Raw genomic sequence first — 22,398 nt, forward strand, 5'->3', positions numbered from 1 at the left:
TTCTTCGGGGCTCCCGGGGTTCCTGGGTAACCAGACTTTCAGGGATATATCCCGAAAATACGTATTAAAAGCCACAGGGTGGCGGCGATGGCTCGGGGGAAAAATCCCTAGATCGCTTTTCTGGGATGCATGTACCCCACAAAAGATCACGAATACCCTTACGTCAATATATAAAAGCGATCATGAAGGCTGTCAGTCCGGAACGGAAGAATGCCCGCGTTCGCCCACAGGTCCCTTCGCCCAGGCGGCACCGGCTCTTCCTGGCCGTCCTGCTGGTCGCGGCGGCGCTGCGTGTTCTCACCGTCATGGGCTACTCGCCGGTCGTGTGGTTCGAGGACTCCTTCGACTACGTGGGCGTCGCCGAACGGCCGCAGCCCTACGAGGTCCGTCCCAGCGGCTACTCCCTGCTGCTGTGGCTCCTGCGACCGCTGCACAGCTTCGCCGCCGTCGCGATCCTCCAGCATCTGATGGGGCTGGCGACCGGGACGGCGATCTACGCGCTCGTCCGCCGCAGGGCGGCCGGGACACGGGCGGGGTGGGCGGTGCTCGCAGCCACCCCCGTCCTTCTCGACGCCTACCAGATCTTCTTCGAGCACACGATCCTGAGCGACGTCCCCTTCACGTTCCTGGTGGTCGTCGCCGTCGCGGTCGTGCTCTGGACGCCCGGGGTCACCCCCGGCCGCGCGGCCACGGCCGGGCTGCTGCTGGCCGTCGCGGCGCTCACCCGCTCGATCGGGCTCGTGCTGCTCCCGCTGCTCGCCGCCTACCTCCTGGTCGCCCGCGCGGGCGCCCGAGCCCTGCTCACGGCGCTGGTCGCGGTCGCGGTCCCGCTCGGCGGCTACGCCGCGTGGTACGGCGCCTGGCACGGCACCCCCGCGCTCAACGGGGGCAACGGCGTGTGGCTGTGGGCCAGGACCATGCCGTTCGCCGACTGCCGGAGGATCAGGCCGCCGCAGGAGGAGGCCGTCCTGTGCCCGTCCCAGCCGGTCGGCTCGCGCCCGGCCTCGCCGTACTTCATCTGGTCGGACTGGTCGCCCCTGCGCCGGGTGCCCGGCCACCCCGTCGTCACCCGCGCGGACCTGTTCCAGCCGAGGATCGACGCCCTGGCGGGAGGCCTGGCCCGGCGCGCCGTCATCGCCCAGCCGCTGGACTATCTCCGGGTGGTCGGTGAGGACCTGCGCAGGACGCTGAACTGGCGAAGAGGACCGGTGCCGGGTGCGGTGCCGGTCGTTTACAACCGTTACGTCCTGCCCAACACCGAAGGCCCGCTGCCCGACGGGGTCAGGATCCCCGGTGGAGGCATCAGGGCCGACCTGCTGGCCTACGGGCACGAACGGCCGGAGACCCGGGTCGTCGAGCCCGCGGCGAGGGTGATGCGCGCCTACCAGTCCTTCGGCTTCCTGCCCGGACCGCTGTTCGGCGCCCTCGCGGCGGGAGCCCTCCTGGCCTGCGCGACCCGTCTCATCGCGAACACCCGAGCCCGGAACACCCGAGCCCGGGACACCCGAGCCCGGAGCGCCCGAACCTGGCGAGCCCGGATCCGAGGCGTCGGAACCCAGGGCGTTCGAACCCGGAGCGCCGAAAGCCAGGGTGCCGAAAGCCGGTTCGCCCAGAGCTCGGACGCCCCGGGCTCGGGCACCCGGGATCCGGAGGCTCAAGATTCGGAGACCCGGAGTTCGGAGACCCGGGGTTCGAAGGTGCAGGGTTCGGAGACGGGCAGGAGAGCCACACCGGCCGGGGTGTTGCCGTTGTCCATGGCGTTCGCCCTCATCGTGGGCCCGGTGGCCGTCACCGCCTACGACAGCAGGTACTGGCTGCCCGCCGTCCCGCTGCTCTGCCTGGCGTTGAGCCTCGCCCTCACCGAACGCCGCCCCCGAACCGTTCCCGGTGAAGGCCACGACGGCCCATGACCCACACCTTCGTCCATGACGCCTCAGGGTGCCTCTCGGACCTCCGGGGGTGGACGCGATTCACTCCACCGCACGGGACGGCGCCGGGTCAGGCGCGCAGACGCAACCCCCTGGGGGTCGGGTGGAAACCGGCGGATTCGAGGGCGGCCCCCAGCGGGGAGTCGTTGATGGCGGTGCCGTCGGCCCGTTCGACGGTCAGTTTGCCCAGCGCCCCGTCCCGTACGGCCAGCGCGAGGGCGTCGACCGCGGGCTGCAGGACGTCGCCGTCGGCGAAGGACAGCAGGGTCCTGCCGCCGCGTTCCACATAGAGAACCAGGTGCCCGTCGACCAGCACCACCAGGGAACCCGCCTTCCTGCCCGGTTTGTGAGACACCTCTCCCGGGTGCGCGGGCCACGGCAGGGCGGCGCCGTACGGGTTGGCCGGGTCGGTCGCCGCCAGCACGACCGCCCGCCGTGAGGCCTCACCCCGTGACGCCGCACCCTGTGACATCGCACCCCACGGCCCTCCGCCCCGAGCTCCCCAGGACCCGCCGCCCCACTCGCTCTCACCCCCGGGGTCCATGACCGGCGGGCCGGTCCGCCACGGGTCCGAAGACACCCCGGCGGCCGGATCGTCGAGCGAGGTGGCGGGCGGGACGGCGGACGGGGAGACGGGCGGGCGGACGGGCGGCGCCGAGGTCGCGCGCATCCGGTCGACCGCGCCGGCCAGCGCGAACTGCGCCCCGCCGAGCCCCTCGACGAAGTAACCCCTGCGGCACCGGCCGCTCTCCTCGAAGGCGCGCAGCACGGGATAGACCGCGGCGAACCCACCGGGCAGCCGCTCGGCGGCGACCGCGCCACGGGTCACCACGCCGTGCCGTTCCAGCAGGACCTCCGCCTGGGCGTGCGCGCGCTGGGTCGCGTCCTGCGACGGGACGGGCAACGACCACCAGCGCCCGCCGACGGTCGGCGGGCCGCTCCGGCTGGGAAGCACCGCGCGCCTGCTGCGCGAAGGCGCCCTGCGGTGGGCGGGACGCCCGGTGCCGAGCGTGGCGCGCAGCGGCGCGAGCGTGTCACCGGTGATCCGCCCCGCCCACACCAGGTCCCACAGCGCGGCGGTGAGCGCGCCGTCGTCCGGGACCGCGCCCGGCATCAGGGAGCCGACCCGGCCGGACAGGTCGCGGAAGAACAACGCGCCCCCGCCGTTCAGGACGTCGAGCACCCGCTCGTGCACCGGTGTCATGGTGATCTCCACCGGATCGGGCATCAGCAGCGGGGCGGTGTCGGCGAAGTACAGCGCGACCCAGCCGTCTCCACCGGGCAGCGACCCCTGACCCGCCCAGACGACCTCGCCGGAGGAGGTCAGCTCGTCGAGCATCGAGGGGTCGTATCCGGGCACCCGCGAGGGCAGGATCAGCGTCTCCAGCGCGGAGGCGGGCACCGCCGCCCCCTGCAACTGCTCGATGGCCCCGGCCAGCGCGTCGATGGGCGGCCTGCCCCGCTGCTGACCGCCGGTGATGCCGTGCCAGGCGGGGGAGAAGGCGGCCAGGGCCTCCGGGGGAACCGGCTCGACCTCCTTGCGGAGCCTGGCCAGCGACCTGCGGCGCAGGGTCCGAAGCACCCCGCCGTCGCACCACTCCTCACCCCGGCCCCCGGGCCTGAACTCCCCGTTCACCACCCTGCCGTGGACGGCCAGGCGGCGCAGCGCGTCGGTGACGACGGCGGGCCCGAGACCGAACCTCGCGGCGGCGGTGTCCGCCGAGAACGGCCCGCGCGTACGGGCGTGCCTGGAGACGAGGTCGCCGAGGGGGTCCTCGACCGGTTCGAGGAACACGTGCGGCACCCCGACGGGCAACGGCGCGCCGAGCGCGTCACGCAGCCGGGCGGCGTCCTCGATCGCCGCCCACTGCTCCTGCCCGGCGATCCGCACCCTGATCGCCCGCCTGGCGGCCTCAAGCGCGCCGAGCCAGGCCGGGTCGCCCTCACGCAGGCTCACATCCGCCGCGACCAGCGGGCCGTGTGAGCGGAGCAGGTCGGCCAGGTCCTCGGCGTCGCGCAACGGCCGGTCGAGCCGTGCGAGCTCCCGCTCGGTGTCGGCGATCACGTCGGGGTCGAGCAGCTCGCGCAGGTCGGCCTGGCCGAGCAACTCGGCCAGCAGGCTCGTGTCGAGGGCGAGCGCCTGGGCCCGGCGCTCCGCCAGCGGGGCGTCCCCCTCGTACATGAACGCGCCCACGTAGTTGAACATCAGCGACGCCGCGAACGGCGACGCCTGCCCGGTCTCGACCTCGACCAGCCGCACCCGCCTGGCCGCGATGTCGCGCATGAGCCCGGCCAGCCCGGGGACGTCGAACACGTCCTGCAGGCACTCGCGCATCGTCTCGAGCACCACGGGGAAGGAGGCGTATCTTCCGGCGACGTCGAGCAGGTGCGAGGCCCGCTGCCGCTGCTGCCACAGCGGGGTGCGCCTGCCAGGCGTGCGCTTGGGCAGCAGCAGCGACCGGCCCGCGCACTCGCGGAAACGCGCCGCGAACAGCGCCGAACCGCCGAGCTCCTCCGTGACGATCCGTTCGATCTCGTCGGGGTCGAAGACCGCGATGTCCGAGGGAGGCCCGGAGAGCGTGTCGGGAACGCGCAGCACGATGCCGTCGTCGGAGTGCACCGCCTGGACGTCGGTGCCGTAGCGCTCCCGCAGCCGTCGCCCGATCGCCAGGGCCCACGGCGCGTGCACCCTGGCGCCGTACGGCGAGTGCACCACGACCCGCCAGTCGCCGAGCTCGTCGTGGAACCGCTCGACCAGCAACGTCCGGTCATCCGGCACGTAACCGGTCGCCTCCCGCTGCTCGGCCAGGTAGGACAGCAGGTTCGCGGCGGCGAGCTCGTCGAGCCCGGCCGCCCGGATGCGGGACAGGGCGGCCTCGCGCGCCGCGCCGCCGTCCCCCTCCGAACCCCGCCCCGGCCTCCGCCGCGTCGGCGTCGTATCGGCCGGGTCCGGGCCGCCGGAGGCGGACGACTCCGTGGTCTTCCCGCCGCCCGAGTCCGCGCCCGCGGCGGACATCTCACGCAGGAACTCGCCGATCGCCCTGCCCAGCTCGGCAGGGCGGCCCGCGCTGTCACCGTGCCAGAAGGGCAGCTTGCCCGGCCGGCCCGGGGCGGGGGAGACCAGGACCCGGTCGGCCGTGATGTCCTCGATCCGCCACGAGGTCGCGCCCAGCACGAACACGTCCCCGGCGCGGGACTCGTAGACCATCTCCTCGTCCAGCTCGCCCACCCGGGAGGACTTCTCCCCGGCGAGGAACACGCCGAACAGCCCCCGGTCCGGGATCGTGCCCCCGTTGGTCACCGCCAGCCGCTGGGAGCCGGGGCGCCCGCTCAGCGTGCCCGTGACCCGGTCCCACACGACACGCGGCCGCAGCTCGGCGAACTCCTCGCTGGGGTAACGCCCGGCGAGCATGTCGAGCGTCGCCTCAAGCGCGCTGCGGGGCAGTCCGTGGTACGGCGCGGCACGCCGTACCACCGTCTCCAGCTCGTCGACCGTCCAGTCGTCGAGCGCCGTCATCGCCACGATCTGCTGGGCCAGCACGTCGAGCGGGTTGCGCGGGTAGCGCAGCTCCTCGATCCGCCCGTCGCGCATCCGCTCGGCGACCACGGCCGTCTGGACCAGGTCGCCCCGGTATTTGGGGAAGATCACGCCACGGGAGACGGCCCCGACCTGGTGACCGGCCCTGCCGATGCGCTGCAGGCCGCTGGCCACGCTCGGCGGAGACTCGACGCAGGCGACCAGGTCGACCGAGCCCATGTCGATGCCGAGCTCCAGGCTGGAGGTCGCCACCACCGCGGGCAGCCGCCCCGACTTCAGAGCCTCCTCGATCTGGGAACGCTCCTGCTTGGAGACCGAGCCGTGGTGGGCCCGCACGATCTCAGGGAGGGCCCCCTTCGAGGCCCCGGCCTGCGCCATCATCGCCGCCGGGGTCGCCAGGGAGGCCGGGGGCGCGGGGGCGCCGGGGGGAGTGGGGAAGCCCTCGGCCCAGTGGGCGGGCTCCCCGGCCCCCGGCTCCGGCTGGGAGCCCGCCCCGTGCTGCCAGGCCAGCTCGTTGAGGCGGGTGCACAGCCGTTCGGCCAGCCGCCGCGAGTTGGCGAACACGATCGTCGAGCGGTGCCGCCCGATCAGGTCGAACAACCGCTCCTCGACGTGTGGCCAGATGGAGCGTCTGGGCGCGGGACCGGCCGGCCACCGCTCCTCGTCGGCGGGGTCGGCCGGCCGTACCGGGGCGTCGAGCTCGGTCATGTCCTCGACGGGGACGACGACCTCGACCTCGATCACCTTGTCCGAGGGCGGCTGGACCACCACGGCGGGCCTCCCGCCGCCGAGGAAGGTGGCGACCTCGCTCACCGGGCGCACCGTCGCCGACAGCCCGACGCGCTGGGCGCGGCGGGCGAGCAGGGCGTCGAGCCGTTCGAGGCTGAGGGCCAGGTGCGCGCCGCGCTTGGTCGCCGCGACCGCGTGCACCTCGTCGAGGATGACGGTCTCGACGCCGCGCAGCGCCTCACGGGCCTTGCTGGTCAGCAGCAGGAACAGCGACTCCGGGGTGGTGATGAGGATGTCGGACGGTTTGGCGGCGAAACGTCTGCGCTCCTCGGTGGAGGTGTCGCCCGAGCGGATCGCCACCGAGATCTCCGGCACCGGGAGCCCGAGCCGCCGGGCGGTCTGCCGCAACCCGGCCAGCGGTGCCCTGAGGTTGCGTTCGACGTCGACCGCCAGCGCCTTGAGCGGGGACACGTAGAGCACCCGGCACCGCCGGGAGGGCTCCTCCTCCGTCCGTTCCTCCGCCCGCGCCGCCAACCGGTCGAGTGACCACAGGAACGCGGCCAGGGTCTTGCCCGACCCCGTCGGCGCGACCACGAGAGTGTCGTCGCCCCGGGCGATGGACGCCCACGCGCCCTCCTGCGCGGCGGTCGGGGCGGAGAAGGCTCCGGTGAACCACTGCCTGGTCACGGGGGTGAAGAGACTGAGCGCCCCGCCCATGGGATCGGTGTCCGCCTCACGCACGTGAGATCGCCCCCTCGTCTCGTCCCGGCCGGACGGCCCGGCCACCGCTCCATGGTGCACGGCGCCACCGACAGAATCCGTCCCACTCCCTCACCCCACTGATAGGGGGAAAGATCACAATAAGTCGTCCTTAATAGCTTTTATCCAAATTTGTGATGCCAGCCGGGGCCCGGAAGTGGGGCATGAGTCAGAAAAGGTTCATCCACCATCAAGACGGAGATAGATCCCAGGTGAGCAACCAAGCCGGTGAGCGTGCGCGATGAGCATCGACCACCCCGCCATCGAGGCGGCACGTGAACGAATCAGGGCGGAGCACCTCAGGGATCACCGTCCGCCGAGCAGCGTCAGAGGCCTGCACCACGTCGCGCTGCTCTGTTCGGACGTCGAGACCACGATCGCCTTCTATCAGGACCTGCTGGAGTTCCCCCTCACCGAGATCGTCGAGAACCGCGACTACCGAGGCTCGAACCACTTCTTCTTCGACGTGGGAAACGGCAACCTGCTGGCCTTCTTCGATTTTCCCGGCCTGGACGTCGGCCCCTACCGGGAGGTGCTCGGCGGCCTGCACCACATCGCCCTGTCCGTCGATCCGGCCACCTGGGAACGACTGCGCGGCAAGCTGGAGGCCGCCGGGGTACCGCACCAGATCGAGAGCGGCGCCTCCATCTACTTCCGGGACCCCGACGGCACCCGCCTGGAACTGCTCGCCGACCCCCTCGGCGAGATGTACGGCTCACACGTCCTGTGACGGGGGCCTTCCCGGGTGGGAAGGCCCTTGCGCCCTGGCAGGTCGTGGATCCGCGCCCCCGTCGGACACCGGACGCGGCCCTGGGAATGCCGTGAAACACGGGAAACCGCCTGCTCTCCCGTCTTCGGTTCGGAAAGGCCGCACCTGAGAGGAGTTTTCGCGTGACGCGTCCTCGTTTCCATGCTCCCGGTGTGAAGTCCGGAGAAACGCCCGGATAGTACGGCCGTCGCGTTGATCTGGAGGAATGCGTATCTCGGAAGAACGCGGTCTTCGGTAGCATGGCGTGCGCTCTGTCATTCGGTCATGTCATGACCAAAAGCGCGGATAGGGTGAACTGAATCGCCGCCGAAGGTCCTTGGCCGGTCCTTTCGCGCGCCGGAAACCGCCGAAGGGGAAACCATGGTCGAGCGCGTCCCATGGATTCCCGTGACATATGCGGATCTCGTTCCGGTTTCCCGTCCGCCTGACCGCGCAGGCGACCGCGGAGTCCAAGGTCCCGCACCTGGCCGCGCACCTTTCCCGAAAGGCCCAGCCCGGCCCCCTCATCCTTCTCTCCGGGACACCGATGTCGTTCTCCTCCTCCTTGTTCCTGTGGTTCTTCATGCCGGTCACGCTGCTGGCCTACTGGGTGCTCCCCTCGCACTGGCGCAACTCCCTCGTCGCGGTGGTCAGCCTGGTCTTCTACACCTGGGGGGCGGGGCCGTACACGGCGTTGCTGCTGTCGGTGATCGCCGTGAACTACGCCATGGGCCTCGCCCTGGACTCGGAGCGGCTCAGGGAACGTCCGCGGACACGCAGGGGCCTGCTGGTCACGACGATCGTGTGGGACCTCACGATCCTGGGGGTGTGGAAGTACGCCGGGTTCGCCAGCCGTCAGATCGACGCCCTGTCGAGCGCCCTGGGACTGGGGCACAGCCCGATCGTGAGCCTCGCCCTGCCGATCGGCATATCGTTCTTCACCTTCCACCACCTGTCCTACGTGGTGGACGTCTACCGGCGCAGCAGGCCAGCCCAGCGGAGTCCGGTGCGGTTCGTCACCTACATCGCGATGTTCCCCCAGCTCATCGCCGGGCCGATCGTCCGGTACCACGAGATCTCCGAGCAGCTCTCCGACACCCGGCGTGACCGGTACGCCGACTTCGCCGCGGGCTTCCCCCGGTTCGCCCTCGGGCTGGCCAAGAAGGTGATCGTCGCCGACACGATCGCCCCGGTCGCGGACGCCGCGTTCGCCCACGCCGGAGGCCAGATCACCACCCCGACCGCCTGGCTGGGGGCCGTGGCCTACACGCTCCAGATCTACTTCGACTTCTCCGGATACTCCGACATGGCCATCGGCCTGGGCATGATGCTGGGCTTCCGGCTTCCGGAGAACTTCGACCGACCGTACTCGGCGTACTCGGTGACGGACTTCTGGCGGCGCTGGCACATGTCCCTGTCCCGCTGGTTCCGCGACTACGTCTACATCCCGCTCGGCGGCAACCGCCGGGGCACCCTGGTCACCTACCGCAACCTGCTGGTCATCTTCGTGCTCTGCGGCTTCTGGCACGGCGCCAACTGGACATTCCTCGTCTGGGGTCTGTACCACGGAGGCCTGCTGGTCGCCGAGCGGCTGCTGGGCTGGGACCGCCCGCCGGGCACCGTCACGACCGCGGTGCTGCGTCGTGCCGTGACCTTCCTGCTGGTCGTGGTCGGCTGGGTGTTCTTCCGGGCGGAGACGATGACCGGGGCGGTCGACGTCCTCCAGGCGATGTTCGGCTGGCGGCCCGGCGGCCTGGACGAGTTCACGGCCTTCGCGCTCAACCACCAGCGGACACTCACCCTCGCGCTGGCGCTGGGCGTGGTGCTGCTGCCGGCCTCGTTCACACTCGGCCGCCTGGTCGAGGCGGGGCGGGGCCGTACGGCGGTGGCGGCGCGCGTCGTGGTGACGTGGGTGGCCGCCCCCTACTCCGCCGTCCTGGTCGCCGCGGGCACCTTCAGCCCGTTCCTGTACTACCAGTTCTGAGAGAGAGGCCGTCGATGACCGCAGTCGAGACCGAACCGGCGACCTCGGGGACCCGGCCCCGTCGCCTCCGGGGGCGGCTGCCGACGCTGCTTGCGGCGGGGCTGTTCTTCTTCGGGCCCGCGCTGGCCTTCGCCCTGGGAGACCGGGCCGTCGAGATCGAGAACCGGAGACTGCCGGAGTTCCCCTCACTGTCGGAGGGCTGGGACCTCATCCCGAAGGCCGAGTCCTGGGCGGTGGCCCACCTGCCGCTGCGGCAGTACGCCATCCGTGGCAACGCCGCCCTGTCGGAGGGGGTGTTCGGCCAGCTCCCGTCGTACAACACCGGCAGGAAACCGACCTATCCCCGGGCGATCGAGGGCCGTAACGGCTGGCTCTACTTCGGGGACGACGTGATCGAGGCGTGCGGGCCGCGCTGGAGCATCGCCGAGACCCTGGAGCGGACACGAAGGCTGGCCGAGATCGTGCGGAGATCGGGCAGGAGGTTCGTGCTCACCGTCGCGCCGGACAAGACCACCGCCTATCCCGACGAGCTCCCGGAGCGCTTCCTCGGCCAGGGATGCCTGCAGAGGCGCAAGAAGGAGTTCTGGGCGGCGCTTGAGGCGGCCCGCCCGCCCGGCTACATGGACCTGCGGGGCCCGCTCCAACGACTGCGCGTGGAGACCGGCGCGCCGACCTACTGGCGGACCGACAGCCACTGGAACGAGCGTTCGTGCGGACTGTACGGCACGACACTGGCCCAGACGCTCGACCCCCGGCTGGCGCGGGGAACGAGCCTGGTCAAGGTCGGGCAGGAGCCCAGGGTCGGCGACCTCGGGCCGATGCTGGGCACGCCACGCGAGGAGATCATCGACCGGTGGTCCCTGGTCAGGCAGGGGGTACGGCGGACCAAGCAGGACGACACGCAGCTGCCCACCTCCTTCAGCACGGCCAACGCCTCCTCCGGGGCGCCGCTGTACGAGCCGAGGACCCTGCTCGTCGGTGACTCGTTCACCCGTAACTCGCTGCCGTGGATCACGCCGTACTTCGCGGACCTGACCTATCTGCGCAGTGACGCGCCCGCCAAGGCGGGACCCGGGTACGTCGCGGAGAAGGTCGCCGGGAGCGAGACGGTGGTGTTCGAGATGGTGGAGCGCTACTTCGTCGGCGGGCACGGGGAGATGCTGGACGACGCGACCCTCGCCGCGATCGAGAAAGCGCTGCGCTAGCCTCTCCGTCCTCGCGATTCGATCAGGATCCGAACATCCGTAAAGGAGTGCCGAAAGCGTTTTTGTATATGGCGTCATGTCGCCCGTGCGGCGGGTGGCCCTTTCCCGTTCGGAGGGTGATGGCTTCATCACGGCTCGTGATGAATGTTCGGTCGTCGCCTCCGTGAAATCGGATTTCTCTCGTGGGGCAGGGGGCGGGCGCGCGCCGCGGCGGGGCTCCTCGATCCATGGCGTCCGGCACCCGTGGCCGGGGTCATACTTGGGGGATGCGCCTGTCGGATTTCTGGGACCGGATGAAACTGCACTTCGGTGACGCCTACGCCGAGTCGTGGGCTCGCGACTACATCCTGGCCGAGCTGGGCGGCAGGACGGTGGACCAGGCGCTCGCCGACGGTTTCGCGGCCAAGGACGTCTGGCGGGCGGTGTGCGGGGTGATCGACGTCGCCCCCCGCCTGCGCTGAGGGCCCCGCCCCGGCCTCCGGGGCGCCTGCGTTCCCAGGCCGTGGGTTTCGCGCGAAACGCCGCCGGATATGGCCGCCCCTTTCCCTGCGCCGATCTTGAAGCGTGTTCCCCGGGCGGACGGGCCGGTCACCGGAAATTTTCCGGGACATGTCAACTAGCTGGGTAAATAAGCGCTTCGTGATCGTCCCGCCCATCACACGGGTGAGCGGGCCTCGCCGGCCATGCCGAACTTCGTATGGTTCCTCGTGTTGATCGACTTTTCTCGTAAGGCCGCCACCTGGCCGAATATCGTTCCGGTCGCAAATAGCGAGGGTTAAGTCACAAAAATTGGTAGATACATTGCGATCGCACTGTTGTATACCCGAGGTATGCGTATCCGGATAGTGGGGGTCTGTCCGCTGTGTCTCTTGTCGACCGCGAGCCGACCCGCCCCATGACCCATGGTCCGCCCGTCAGGGACGGGCCCGCCGGGAGGGCGCCCCGGCCGACACACGCGCTCGGCCTCCGCGTGCGGCGGCCGTACCTCGTGATCTGGAACCTTCGCGATCTCCTGACGGCCCGTGCGCGGGCCGTGCCCTCAGGCACGCAGGACGAGAGCCGCCGAAACCGCGATTTCCCAGGCCAGATACGGTGACGATGAAGAATGCCACCCAGAAGAAGACGGTCCTTCTGGCCGAGAGCCGCACGCTTCTCCGGATCGGACTGAGGGAGATCCTCGACGAGACCGGAGACATGGCGGTGACCGGTGAGACGACCGACTCGACGGACACCATCCGCAGCATCCGCGACCTGTGCCCCGAGGTCGTCGTGATGGGACCGCTCAGCGACTGCGCCGACTCCGTCGAGGCGACCAGGAAGATCGTGGCGGAGCTCCCCGGCGAGACCCCTCGCTTCCTCGCGCTCGTCGACGCCTGGGACGCCCGCTCCCTCGACATGGCCGAGCCCGAGGTGGGAGGTCTGCTGTTCACCAACGCCTCGGCCGAGGAACTGCGTGCCGCGATCAGGATGCTGTCCGCCGGATACTCCTTCCTGGCCCCCGAGGCGTGTCAGCGGACCGTCAGGACCGCCGCGACGGGATCGCCCAGGACGCCGCCGGTGACCGACATGACCAGCAGGGAACTGGACGTATTGCGCCTGCTGGCCCGTGGCTACACCAACGCGGAGATCTCCAGGGACCTGTCACTCAGCGAGAGCACCGTCAAGTCCCACGTCCAGAACGTGCTGCACAAGAAACACCTGCGCAACAGGGCGGGCGCGGTGATCTACGCCTACGAGACGGGCCTGATGAAGGTCGGGGAGAACCCCGTCCACCTGTCCCGCAGGAGGTATCCGCAGGAGGAACGCAGCCGGGCGGCCAACGCGTAACGGGAGGTCAGTCCACTTGCCCGCCCATTGGCACTTTCGCGAGATCATGCCGCTTGCCACGATGACACCCCGTGACGTTCATACGAGACAAGGCCGACAGGCGGCGCGGCATGATCGGTGCGGCGACCGCGATGTTCTGCGTCGGCACACTGACGGGGGTCTCTCCCGCGCTCCACGGCTATCCCGTGTACGGCGGGCAGGCGGTGCGCTACGCCGTCGGCGCGGTCCTGCTGTTCGCCGTCGTCAAAGCCAGGCGGCTGCCACCGGTCAGGCTGACCCGCCGCGAGATCCTTCTCGTCGCCGCCCTGGCCCTGGTCGGGCTGGCGGCGTTCAACGTGTTCGTGGTCGAGTCGACCCGCTACGCCGACCCGGCGATGGTCGGCACGATCGTGGCCACCGTCCCCATCGTCTTCGCGGTCGCCACACCGCTCATGGAGGGCAGGAGGCCGACCCCGCACGTCGTGGTCGCGGCGGTCGTGGTCGCCACGGGGGCGGCCGTCACGATCGGCCTGGGCGGCGCGACGCTCGTCGGGGTGCTGCTCGCGCTCGGCGCGCTCGGCGGGGAGGTCGGCTTCTCACTGCTGGCGATCCCGCTCCTGCCGAAACTCGGCGCCGTCAGGGTCGCCGCCTACTCGGCCGCCGCCTCCGTGCCGCTGCTGCTGATCGCCGGGGCCGTCGTCGACGGACCGCGGATGCTGCGGACGCCCACGTCCTCGGAGGCGGGGGCGCTGGCCTACCTCGCCGTCGTGGTCACCGCCTTCGCGTTCTTCTGCTGGTACGACGCGCTGCCCCGGCTCGGCGCGGAACGGGCCGGCCTGTTCTCCGGCTTCCTGCCGCTGGGCACCATCGTCGCCGCCGTCGTCCTGGGGACGGGCCACCCCGGCTGGCCGGAGTTCGCCGGGGCCGCCCTCGTCGTCGTGGGCCTGCTGATCGGGCTACAGCCGACGGGCCCCTCCATCTCGACGGCGGGCCGTCAGCCGGTCGAGCAGCGAGAGTAACGGGGCCGTCGCGGCGGTCGTCACCAGCGCCATGGCCACCAGCACGACGAACAGCCGTTCGCTGAGCATCCCCAGGGCGAGCCCGAGGTTGAGCACCACCAGCTCCGTCAGGCCCCTGGCGTTGAGAAGCACTCCGAGCGAGGCCGAGTCGGGCCAGCTCAGCCCGGTCGAGCGGGCCATCAGCATCGGACCGGCCAGCTTGCCCAGCATCGAGACCGCCACGACGAGCACGGTCACGCCGAGCAGTGAGGCGTCGAGCCCGCTGCGCCAGACGTCCGTGCGCAGCCCCGTGCCCACGAAGAAGAACGGCAGCAGCAGAAGCCCCGAGACGGAGTTGATCCGCTCGGTCAGCCGGGACAGGGATCCGGAGGGACAGCACAGGCCGTACAGGAACGCGCCGAAGATGGCGTGAATCCCGATCGCCGAGGTCACCGCGGAGGAGGCGAGCAGGCCCGCCAGCAGCACCAGCAGGCGTATCTCCGGCCGGTCCTCAAGCGCGGTGAGAATCCTGGCCAGCCAGGGACGGACCAGCCAGGTCATCACGACGCCGTAGGCGAGCACCAGCGTCACGGTGAGCGCCGCCCTGACCGGGGTGTCCCGGCCCGCGACCGCGGTCATCACGGCGATCAGGCACCAGGCGACCACGTCGGCGATCGCCGCGCACAACATGCTCAGCCTGCCCAGCGGGGTACGGAACATGTCCCGTTCGACCAGGATGCGGGCGAGCACCGGGAAGGCGGTGATCGACAGGGCGGAGCCGAGGAACATCGCGAAGACCACCGGGCTGGCCTGAGGCCCGGCCCAGTCGCGATACAGCAGGCTCGCCAGGAGCGCGCCGCCGAGGAAGGGACCCGCGATGCCCGCGTGGGCGATCGTCACGGCGGCCCCGCCCTGACCGCGGAAGGAGGTCTGCCTCGTCTCCTGGCCGACCACGAACATCAGGGCGATCAGCCCAAGGTCGGCCAGGCCCTGCAGGACGGGACGCACCTCGGCGGGGAAGAGCCAGGCGCTCACGCCGGGCAGCAGCGCGCCGAGCACCGAGGGCCCGAGGCAGAGCCCGGCGAAGATCTCCCCGACGACGGGCGGCTGCCCCACGCCCCTGGCCAGCCGTCCGAAGAGCCTGGCGGCCAGGATGACCACGGCTATCGCGGCGAACAGCTGGACGCTGTGTTCGACGGGACCGGAGGCGGAGGGCACCGGCCGCGCCGTGCCCGCCGAGGTCCCCAGCATCACCAGCAGGCCCACGGCCGCCAGCGCGGGCAGGATCGCGGTCAGGGCGTAGACGGCGGCGCCCGCCCCGCGGCGTGAGACGGGGGTCCCCGACGGGCGGGGATCGAGCTCGACCGTGCCCGTGGGCGTCGGCGTCATCGTGCCTCCGAGGTGAGCAGACGGCGGTGGATCTTGCCGTTCGGTGTCCTGGGCAGCTCGTCGACGTGCCGGACGGCGTCGACGATCATGTGCCGGGGCAGCGAGGCCGCGCAGTGGCGCTTGATCTCCAGCAGGTTCGGGCGCTCGGCCCCAGAGGGCACCAGGTAGGCGACCAGCCTGGCGTCGATGCCGCTGCCGGTCAGCACGACCGCCGCGTCGCCGACGGCGGGATGAGCCTGCAACACCGCCTCGATCTCGCCGATCTCGACCCGGTACCCCCGGATCTTGACCTGTCCGTCACGCCTGCCGAGGAAGCGGTAGTCGCCGTCGTCCTGCAGCAGCACCAGGTCACCCGTCGCGTACGGCCCGGCCTGCGGCGCGGAGCCCCAGTACCCCAGCATCACCGTCGGCCCGTCGACGACCAGCTCGCCCTCCTCGCCGGGACCTGCCACGCTCCCGTCCTGCCTGACCGCCCACACCCGGTCACCGGAACAGGCCCGCCCGATGGGGACCGGCGTGGTCCTGTCCCCGGCCACCTCGCCGACCTCGTGGAAGGTGCACACGTTGGTCTCCGTCGGGCCGTACAGGTTGAGCATGCGCACCCCGGGCAGGTGCTCACGGAGCCTGCGCAGATGCGTCACCGGGTACGGCTCGCCGGCGAACAGCAGCGCGCGCAGCGCCGAGGGGCGCGCGTCGAGCAGCCCGCCGTCGCGGGCCATCAGGATCAGCGCCGAGGGCACCGAGTACCACACGGTGATCCGCCGGTCCAGCAGGAAGTCGACCAGCAGGCGCGGGGCGTAGGCCGTCTCCTGCGGGATCAGGTGCACCGAGGCCCCCGCGTGGAAGGCGACGTACAGGTCCAGCACCGACAGGTCGAAGTGGAAGGGGGCGTGGTTGGCGAAGCGGTCTGCGGGGACGGCCCCGAGCTCGGCGGCGGCCCAGCCGACGAAGGCCAGCGCGTTGCGGTGTGACAGGCAGACGCCCTTCGGCACGCCGGTCGAGCCCGAGGTGTACAGGATGTAGGCCAGGTCGTCGGCCGTCCCGTCCGGCTCCGGCAGCGGCGGCGGGGTGCCCTCGGGTCCCGGGCCGGGCGCCGGGACGTCCACGCCGTTGAGCTCCAGCGTCCGCAGGCGCTCGGGGGAGGTGACCACGGCGCGCGGCGCGCAGTCCCGCACCAGGTGGACGGCCCGCTCGACCGGGCTGAGCGGATCGACGGGCACGTAGGCGGCCCCCAGACGCAGCACCGCCTGGGTCGCTACCACGGCCCGCGCCGACTTGTCGAGCCAGAGCGCCACCCGGTCGCCCCGCCGTACGCCGGTCGCGGCCAGCGCGTGCGCCAGGCGGTCGGCCTCGGCGTCCAGCTCGCCGTAGGTCAGGGCGGCGTCCGGCCCGGCGACGGCGAGCGCCTGCGGGGCGCGGCGGGCGCTCCGGCGGACGAGTTCGTGCAGTCTCACAGCCCCAGCTCCTTGACGATCTGTTCGAGCTGGATCTCCGTGGTGCCGGAGAAGACGGTCGAGGGCAGCGCGTCCCGCAGCGCGCGCTCCACCCCCGCCTCGCCGCGGATGCCCGCCCCGCCGAAGATCTGCACGGCGTCGAGACCGGCCTGCACCGCGCCCTCGCTGACCGCGAGCTTGGCCATCGCGACGTCGAGTACGGCGCGCTCGCCTCGGTCGAGCCGCCAGCAGGCCCGCCACAGCAGCAGCCGTGCCGCCTCAAGGCGCAGCCGCAGCCGCGCGATGCGGTGCGAGACCGCCTGGTTGTCGGAGACACGGCGGCCGAACTGCCTGCGCTCCCCGGAGTGCTCGACGACCGCGTCGAGCAGCCGTTCGGTCAGGCCCAGGTAGCCGGCGAACAGGCAGGTGCGCTCCCAGCGCATCGAGGACTGGAAGATCGCCGCCCCCTGCCCCCGCACACCGAGCATGGCGTCCGCCGGGACACGGCACCCGTCGAGCCGGACCCGCGCGGCGGGGACGCTCTCCAGCCCCACCTTGCGGAACGGCTCACCGACGGTCAGTCCCGGCGTGCCGCGTGACACGGCGAACGCGCTGACCCCCATGTGCCCGAAGGCCGGGTCGGTCGAGGCGTAGACCGTGAAGACGTCCGCGATCGGCGCGTTGCTCACGAAGGACTTGACCCCGGTGATGACGTAGTCGTCGCCGTCGCGGACCGCGCGCGTCGTCATCGCGGTGACGTCCGAGCCCGCCTCGTCCTCGGTGATCGCGTTGGCGCCGACCAGTTCGCCGGAGCACAGGCCGGGGAGCGTCGCCGCACGCAGCTCCGCGCCGCCGTGCTCGGCGATGGGCATCGCGCAGGCGAACAGGTGCGCCATGGTGGCGAAGACCAGCCCCATGTCCTGGCAGCCCCGGCCGAACGCCTCCACGGTCAGCGCCGTGTCCAGGAAGCCGAGTCCGCCGCCGCCGTACTCGGCGGGCACGGACAGGCCCGTCAGGCCCAGCGCCGCGCACCGCCCCCAGTCCTCACGGGTGAGGAACCCGTTCTCGGTCACCGGCCATGTACGTGTCTTTTCCCGGACCAGCTCGTATCGCTCCCGCTGGTCGGAATCCCAGGCGAAATCCACGCTCGGAAGCTTAGGATCGGCCGCTTTCCGCTGTCCTCATCATTCCAGCGGAAGCTTCTGTCCCGGAAACGGGAAAACGTGGGGAACAAGTCTGCCCACTCGTCCTTTCCACCCCCCTACCAAATGAGGAGTCCACCTGTCCTCAGGGTGGCCGGGGAGAGGTGAAGTTCAATATTTGTCAGGAGGACAGTCAGAGCACCGCTTCGTAGTCTCATGCCGGTGGTCGTGCCCGGAGCGACGGCCACGGCGGTGTGATCGCCCGATGGGTCACCCATGAGACGGGAGCTGCGAATGAACGAGTCGGAGGTCTCCGACGTACTCCGCAAATACCTGCAGGAGAGAATCCTTGACACCTCGGACGTGGAGATCGAGCCGGAGACCCCGTTGCTCGAATGGGGAATTCTCAATTCGCTCACGACCACCCGGCTCGTCGGATTCATCAGGGAACAGTACGGGATCGAGATTCCCATGGAGGAGATGGTCGGCGGGAACTTCAAGGACCTGCGGAGCATCAGCGGTCTCGTCGTACGGCTCGGCAGCGAGTGAACGTGTACCGGTGTGCCCGTGAACGTGTCCACGAGGGGAAGGCCAATCATGTCTGACGTTGACTTCGACATCGCGATCATCGGAGGCGGTCCCGCGGGATCCACGATGGCCTCCTACCTGTCGCAGGCCGGGCTGTCCTGCGGCGTGTTCGAGGGCGCGATCTTCCCGCGCGAGCACGTGGGGGAGTCCCTGATCCCCGCGACCACCCCCGTGCTGTCCGACATCGGCGCGCTGCCGAAGATCGAGGCCGCGGGCTTCCCCAGGAAGTACGGCGCCGCCTGGACCTCGGCGATCGACGCGAAGATCCCCACCCTGGGATTCGAGGTCTCCCACGGGTTCGGGACGGCCGAGATCGACTTCAGCGAGCGTGACCAGGCCGGGGTCAACCAGGACTACACCTACCACGTGGACCGCGGGCGGTTCGACCTGATCCTGCTGCAGCACGCCGAGTCGCTCGGCGCCAAGGTCTACGAGGGCATCCGGGTGCGCCGGGTCGACTTCTCCGAGCCCGAGCCCAAGCTGGTCTTCAGCATGGGCCGCAGGGAGACGGACGTGCGGGCGAGGATGGTGATCGACGCCAGCGGGCGCAACACCTTCCTCGGCAGGCAGCTCAAACTCAAGGTCTCCGACCCGGTGTTCAACCAGTACGCGATCCACACCTGGTTCGACGGGCTCGACCGCGGCGCGCTGTCGGTCGACAAGGAGCAGAGCGACTACATCTTCGTCCACTTCCTGCCCATCACCGACACCTGGGTGTGGCAGATCCCCATCACCGAGACGATCACCAGCATCGGGGTCGTCACGCAGAAGAAGCACTTCAGCGAGGCCGGATCCGACTGGGAGACCTTCTTCTGGAGGTGCGTGGAGAGCCGCCCCGAACTGGCCGAGGCGCTGCGCGCGAGCAAGCAGGTCAAGCCGTTCAAGCCGGAGGGCGACTACAGCTACGCCATGCGGGAGATCTGCGGCGACGGCTGGCTGATGATCGGCGACGCGGCCCGCTTCGTCGACCCGATCTTCTCCAGCGGCGTCAGCGTGGCCATGAACAGCGCCAGGATCGCCTCCTACGACATTCTCGCGGCGGCGGAGCGGGGTGACTTCACCAAGCCCTCCTTCGCGAACTACGAGGGCAAACTACGCAACGCCGTGAGCAACTGGTACGAGTTCATCTCCATCTACTACCGGCTCAACATCCTGTTCACGGCCTTCGTCGCCGACCCGAGATACCGCCTCGACGTGCTGAAGATGCTCCAGGGAGACGTCTACGACGGCGGCGAGCCGGTGGCTTTGACCAAAATGCGAGAGATCACCCGCCAGGTCGAGGAGAATCCTGATCATCTCTGGCACAAGCACCTCGGCACGCTGCGCGCCCCCAGCGCGGCGCCGCAGTTCTAGCCGCAGTTCCGAACGGAAGGACCGGGAGATCCGTGAAGAAGTTCATCCTGGCGGAGAACGACCTGCCCCAGCAGTGGTACAACATCCTGCCCGACCTGCCCGCCCCGCTGCCGCCGTACCTCAACCCCGTCACGCACGAGCCGCTGCGCCCTGAGGACCTCGCGCCGCTGCTGCCGCAGGCGGTGATCGAGCAGGAGTTCTCCCCGGAGCGCTGGATCGACATCCCCGAGCAGGTGCGGGACATCTACCGGATGTGGCGGCCGAGTCCCCTGGTGCGGGCCGACCGCCTGGAGAAGGCGCTGGACACCCCGGCGAAGATCTACTTCAAGTACGAGGGCGTCTCGCCCGCGGGATCGCACAAGCCCAACACCGCGATCCCGCAGGTCTACTACAACGCCAACGAGGGCGTGCGGCGGCTGACGACGGAGACCGGCGCGGGACAGTGGGGCTCGGCGCTGTCCTTCGCGGGCAGCCTGTTCGGCGTCGCCGTCACGGTCTACATGGTGCGCGCCTCCTACGAGCAGAAGCCCTACCGCCGCTCGCTCATGCACACCTGGGGCGCCGAGGTGTTCCCCTCCCCGACCAGCCGCACCCAGGCGGGCCGCGACATCCTGGCCAAGGACCCCGACTCGCCCGGCAGCCTGGGCATCGCCATCAGCGAGGCCGTCGAGGACGCCCTGGCCCACGACGACACGAAGTTCGCGCTCGGCTCGGCCATGAACCACGTGGTGCTGCACCAGACCGTCATCGGTCTTGAGGCCAAGCGCCAGCTGGAGATGGCGGGCGACTACCCCGACGTCGTGGTCGGGTGCGTCGGCGGGGGCTCCAACTTCTCCGGGCTGGTCTTCCCCTTCATGGCCGACCGGCTCTCCGGGGAACGGCCGGGCACCAGGTTCATCGCGGCCGAGCCGACCGCCTGCCCGACGCTCACCCGGGGCGCCTACACCTACGACTACCCCGACTCGGCCGGGCTCGGGCCGCTGCTGCCCATGCGCACCGTCGGCCACGACTTCATGCCCGCGCCCATCCACGCGGGCGGCCTGCGCTTCCACGGGGACGCCCCGACCCTGTGCGCGCTGCACGAGCAGGGCTACATCGAGGCCCGCGCCTACGAGCAGAACGAGGTGTTCGCCGAGGCCGTGCGGTTCGCCAGGAGCGAGGGGTTCATCATGGCGCCCGAGTCGTCGCACGCGCTGCGCGGCGCCGTGCAGGAGGCGCTCGCGGCCAAGGAGGAGGGGAGCGAGCGCACGATCCTGTTCGGTCTGTCCGGGCACGGCCACTTCGACCTGGGCGCCTTCGACGCCTACCTGGCGGGCCAGCTTGAGGACTACGCGATCCCCCAGGCCCAGCTGGACGAGGCGCTGAGCCGGCTGCCGAAGATCGCGACGACCTGAGATGGGCGGCGGCTGGATCGACGTGCACCACCACAGCTACCACCCGCCGCTGATCGCCGAGCTGCGCCGGAGAGGGGTGACGCACATGGCACCGGGCGTCCCCCTCCCCGAGTGGACGGTCGAGGACTCCCTCAGGGTGATGGACGCCAACGACGTCCGGGCGGCGATCCTGTCGATCCTGCTGCCGGACGCCGCGCTCGGCCAGGGCGCCGCCTCCCTGGTACGGCAGGCGAACGAGTGGTCGGCCGAGCTGGTGCGCGACTTCCCCGGCAGGTTCGGCGCCCTGGCCGTCCTGCCCATGCCCGACGTCGAGACGACCCTGGCGGAGATCGAGTACGCGCTCGACGTGCTCGGCCTCGACGGGGTCGTCATGAGCGCGAGCCTGGCCGACGGCCGTTACCTGGGCGATCCGGCGTTCGCCCCGGTCTTCGACGAACTCGACCGGCGCGGGGCCGTGGTCTTCGTCCATCCGAACCCGGCCTACCGGTGCGACTGCGCCGGCGGGCCCGGGTTCGCCGCCAAGGTCCCGCCGCCGCTGGTCGACTTCGTCATGGACACCACGCGGGCGGTCGCCGACCTGCTCTTCGGCGGCACCCTCGGCCGCTGCCGCGACATCCGGTTCGTCCTGGCCCACGCGGGCGGCACGGTGCCGTTCCTGGCCTGGCGGCTGGAACTGGCGGCGACCTGGGTACTGCCGGGGGCGGGCGGGCTGGACGTGGCGGGAGAACTGCGGCGGCTGTACTACGAGACGGCCCAGGCGGCCTCGCCCGCGACACTGGCCTGCCTGGCCGAGGTGACCGGCAGGGAGAACGTCCTGTTCGGCACGGACTTCCCGTTCATGCGGGACGCGGTCGTCTCCGGGACCCTGCGTCACCTGGCGGACGCCGGGGACATCCCCTTCCTGGACAACGCCCTGGCCCTGTTCCCCCGCCTGGCGGACAGGCTCGCGGCGGGAAGGGAAGGGGCCGCCGATGCCGCGCGCCTTTGAGGACTTCCACGTCGGGGACGTCTTCGAGCTGGGCAGCCAGAAGATCACCCACGAGGAGATCGTACGGTTCGCCCAGGCGTACGATCCGCAGCCCCGTCACCTCGACCACGAGGACCTCATCGCCAGCGGCTGGCACGTGACGGCGACGTTCATGAGGCTCTACACGGAGGGGGTACTGCTGCACGCCGAGGCGGAGGTCTCCCCGGGCGTGGACGAGCTGCGCTGGCTGCGGCCGGTCAGACCGGGGGACGTCCTGACCGGCCGGGTGACGGTCGTCGGGCTCGCGGCCTCCCTGTCCAGGCCCGACTGCGGGATCCTCCAGCAGCGCGGGGAGTTCCTCGACGACCGGGAACGGCCCGTCATGCGGATCATGATCTACGGCCTGATGCGCAGACGCCAGGCCGCGAACCCCTAAC

The 22,398-nt window shown here is 70.8% G+C and carries 16 protein-coding genes; 12 read left to right on the top strand and 4 right to left on the bottom strand.

The annotated features are described in order from the left end of the window. Nucleotides 1-182 precede the first annotated feature (182 nt). Nucleotides 183-1,910 carry a hypothetical protein gene (locus ACFOYY_RS15635; protein ID WP_386190147.1) on the top strand — a complete coding sequence of 576 codons (1,728 nt, stop codon included), beginning with the start codon at nt 183-185 and terminating at the stop codon, nt 1,908-1,910. A gap of 88 nt (nt 1,911-1,998) precedes the next feature. Here ACFOYY_RS15635 and ACFOYY_RS15640 read toward each other — a convergent pair whose 3' ends face one another. Beyond that, the gene (locus ACFOYY_RS15640; protein ID WP_386190271.1) at nt 1,999-6,912 is read right to left on the bottom strand and encodes an ATP-dependent helicase; all 4,914 of its coding nucleotides are present in this window, start codon (nt 6,910-6,912) and stop codon (nt 1,999-2,001) included. 283 nt (nt 6,913-7,195) lie between these two features. On the opposite strand from ACFOYY_RS15640, the gene ACFOYY_RS15645 reads away from it, so the two are divergent. The 6 genes from ACFOYY_RS15645 to ACFOYY_RS15670 all read left to right on the top strand — a co-directional run bounded on the left by ACFOYY_RS15645 (nt 7,196) and on the right by ACFOYY_RS15670 (nt 13,716). After that, the gene (locus ACFOYY_RS15645; RefSeq protein WP_352008536.1) at nt 7,196-7,684 is read left to right on the top strand and encodes a VOC family protein; all 489 of its coding nucleotides are present in this window, start codon (nt 7,196-7,198) and stop codon (nt 7,682-7,684) included. Between the two features lie 433 nt (nt 7,685-8,117). Beyond that, on the top strand, nt 8,118-9,686 hold the full coding sequence (locus tag ACFOYY_RS15650) for an MBOAT family O-acyltransferase (protein WP_352008537.1): 1,569 nt from the start codon (nt 8,118-8,120) through the stop codon (nt 9,684-9,686). Between the two features lie 14 nt (nt 9,687-9,700). Further along, nucleotides 9,701-10,891: an alginate O-acetyltransferase AlgX-related protein gene (locus ACFOYY_RS15655; protein WP_386190148.1), complete on the top strand. Its 1,191-nt coding sequence runs from the start codon at nt 9,701-9,703 to the stop codon at nt 10,889-10,891. Nucleotides 10,892-11,157: 266 nt separating this feature from the next. Beyond that, complete coding sequence (locus ACFOYY_RS15660) at nt 11,158-11,352, top strand: DUF3046 domain-containing protein (protein WP_352008539.1); 195 nt, start codon at nt 11,158-11,160, stop codon at nt 11,350-11,352. A 637-nt stretch (nt 11,353-11,989) separates the two neighbouring features. Next, a complete protein-coding gene (locus ACFOYY_RS15665; RefSeq protein WP_352008540.1) occupies nt 11,990-12,718 on the top strand; it encodes a response regulator transcription factor in 729 nt (242 codons plus the stop codon). Between the two features lie 71 nt (nt 12,719-12,789). Continuing rightward, nucleotides 12,790-13,716, top strand: a complete 927-nt coding sequence (locus tag ACFOYY_RS15670; RefSeq protein WP_386190149.1) for a DMT family transporter — start codon at nt 12,790-12,792, stop codon at nt 13,714-13,716. Here the strand turns inward: ACFOYY_RS15670 and ACFOYY_RS15675 are convergent. Genes ACFOYY_RS15675 through ACFOYY_RS15685 form a run of 3 tightly spaced genes read right to left on the bottom strand, consistent with a single transcriptional unit; the run spans nt 13,654 to nt 17,662 of the window. Beyond that, the gene (locus ACFOYY_RS15675; RefSeq protein ID WP_386190150.1) at nt 13,654-15,084 is read right to left on the bottom strand and encodes a cation:proton antiporter domain-containing protein; all 1,431 of its coding nucleotides are present in this window, start codon (nt 15,082-15,084) and stop codon (nt 13,654-13,656) included. The genes ACFOYY_RS15670 and ACFOYY_RS15675 overlap by 63 nt on opposite strands. Next, nucleotides 15,081-16,538, bottom strand: a complete 1,458-nt coding sequence (locus ACFOYY_RS15680) for an amino acid adenylation domain-containing protein (protein ID WP_386190151.1) — start codon at nt 16,536-16,538, stop codon at nt 15,081-15,083. The genes ACFOYY_RS15675 and ACFOYY_RS15680 overlap by 4 nt, the downstream gene beginning before the upstream one ends. Next, the gene (locus ACFOYY_RS15685) at nt 16,535-17,662 is read right to left on the bottom strand and encodes an acyl-CoA dehydrogenase family protein (protein WP_352008544.1); all 1,128 of its coding nucleotides are present in this window, start codon (nt 17,660-17,662) and stop codon (nt 16,535-16,537) included. Before ACFOYY_RS15685 ends, ACFOYY_RS15680 begins: the two co-directional genes overlap by 4 nt. Before the next feature lie 291 nt (nt 17,663-17,953). Between ACFOYY_RS15685 and ACFOYY_RS15690 the strand changes: the two genes are divergently transcribed. The 5 genes from ACFOYY_RS15690 to ACFOYY_RS15710 are packed head-to-tail and all read left to right on the top strand — an operon-like array spanning nt 17,954 to nt 22,397. After that, complete coding sequence (locus tag ACFOYY_RS15690) at nt 17,954-18,208, top strand: acyl carrier protein (RefSeq protein ID WP_352008545.1); 255 nt, start codon at nt 17,954-17,956, stop codon at nt 18,206-18,208. Nucleotides 18,209-18,256: 48 nt separating this feature from the next. Then, nucleotides 18,257-19,600, top strand: a complete 1,344-nt coding sequence (locus tag ACFOYY_RS15695) for an NAD(P)/FAD-dependent oxidoreductase (protein ID WP_352008546.1) — start codon at nt 18,257-18,259, stop codon at nt 19,598-19,600. Nucleotides 19,601-19,632: 32 nt separating this feature from the next. Continuing rightward, nucleotides 19,633-20,994 (top strand): TrpB-like pyridoxal phosphate-dependent enzyme, encoded by a 1,362-nt coding sequence (locus ACFOYY_RS15700; RefSeq protein WP_362774538.1) that lies wholly within the window; start codon nt 19,633-19,635, stop codon nt 20,992-20,994. Between the two features lies 1 nt (nt 20,995). Beyond that, on the top strand, nt 20,996-21,982 hold the full coding sequence (locus tag ACFOYY_RS15705) for an amidohydrolase family protein (protein WP_362774541.1): 987 nt from the start codon (nt 20,996-20,998) through the stop codon (nt 21,980-21,982). Next, on the top strand, nt 21,966-22,397 hold the full coding sequence (locus ACFOYY_RS15710; protein WP_362910846.1) for a MaoC/PaaZ C-terminal domain-containing protein: 432 nt from the start codon (nt 21,966-21,968) through the stop codon (nt 22,395-22,397). Before ACFOYY_RS15705 ends, ACFOYY_RS15710 begins: the two co-directional genes overlap by 17 nt. Nucleotide 22,398 lies beyond the last annotated feature (1 nt).

Source organism: Streptosporangium jomthongense (assembly GCF_042650425.1).
Taxonomy (GTDB): domain Bacteria; phylum Actinomycetota; class Actinomycetes; order Streptosporangiales; family Streptosporangiaceae; genus Streptosporangium.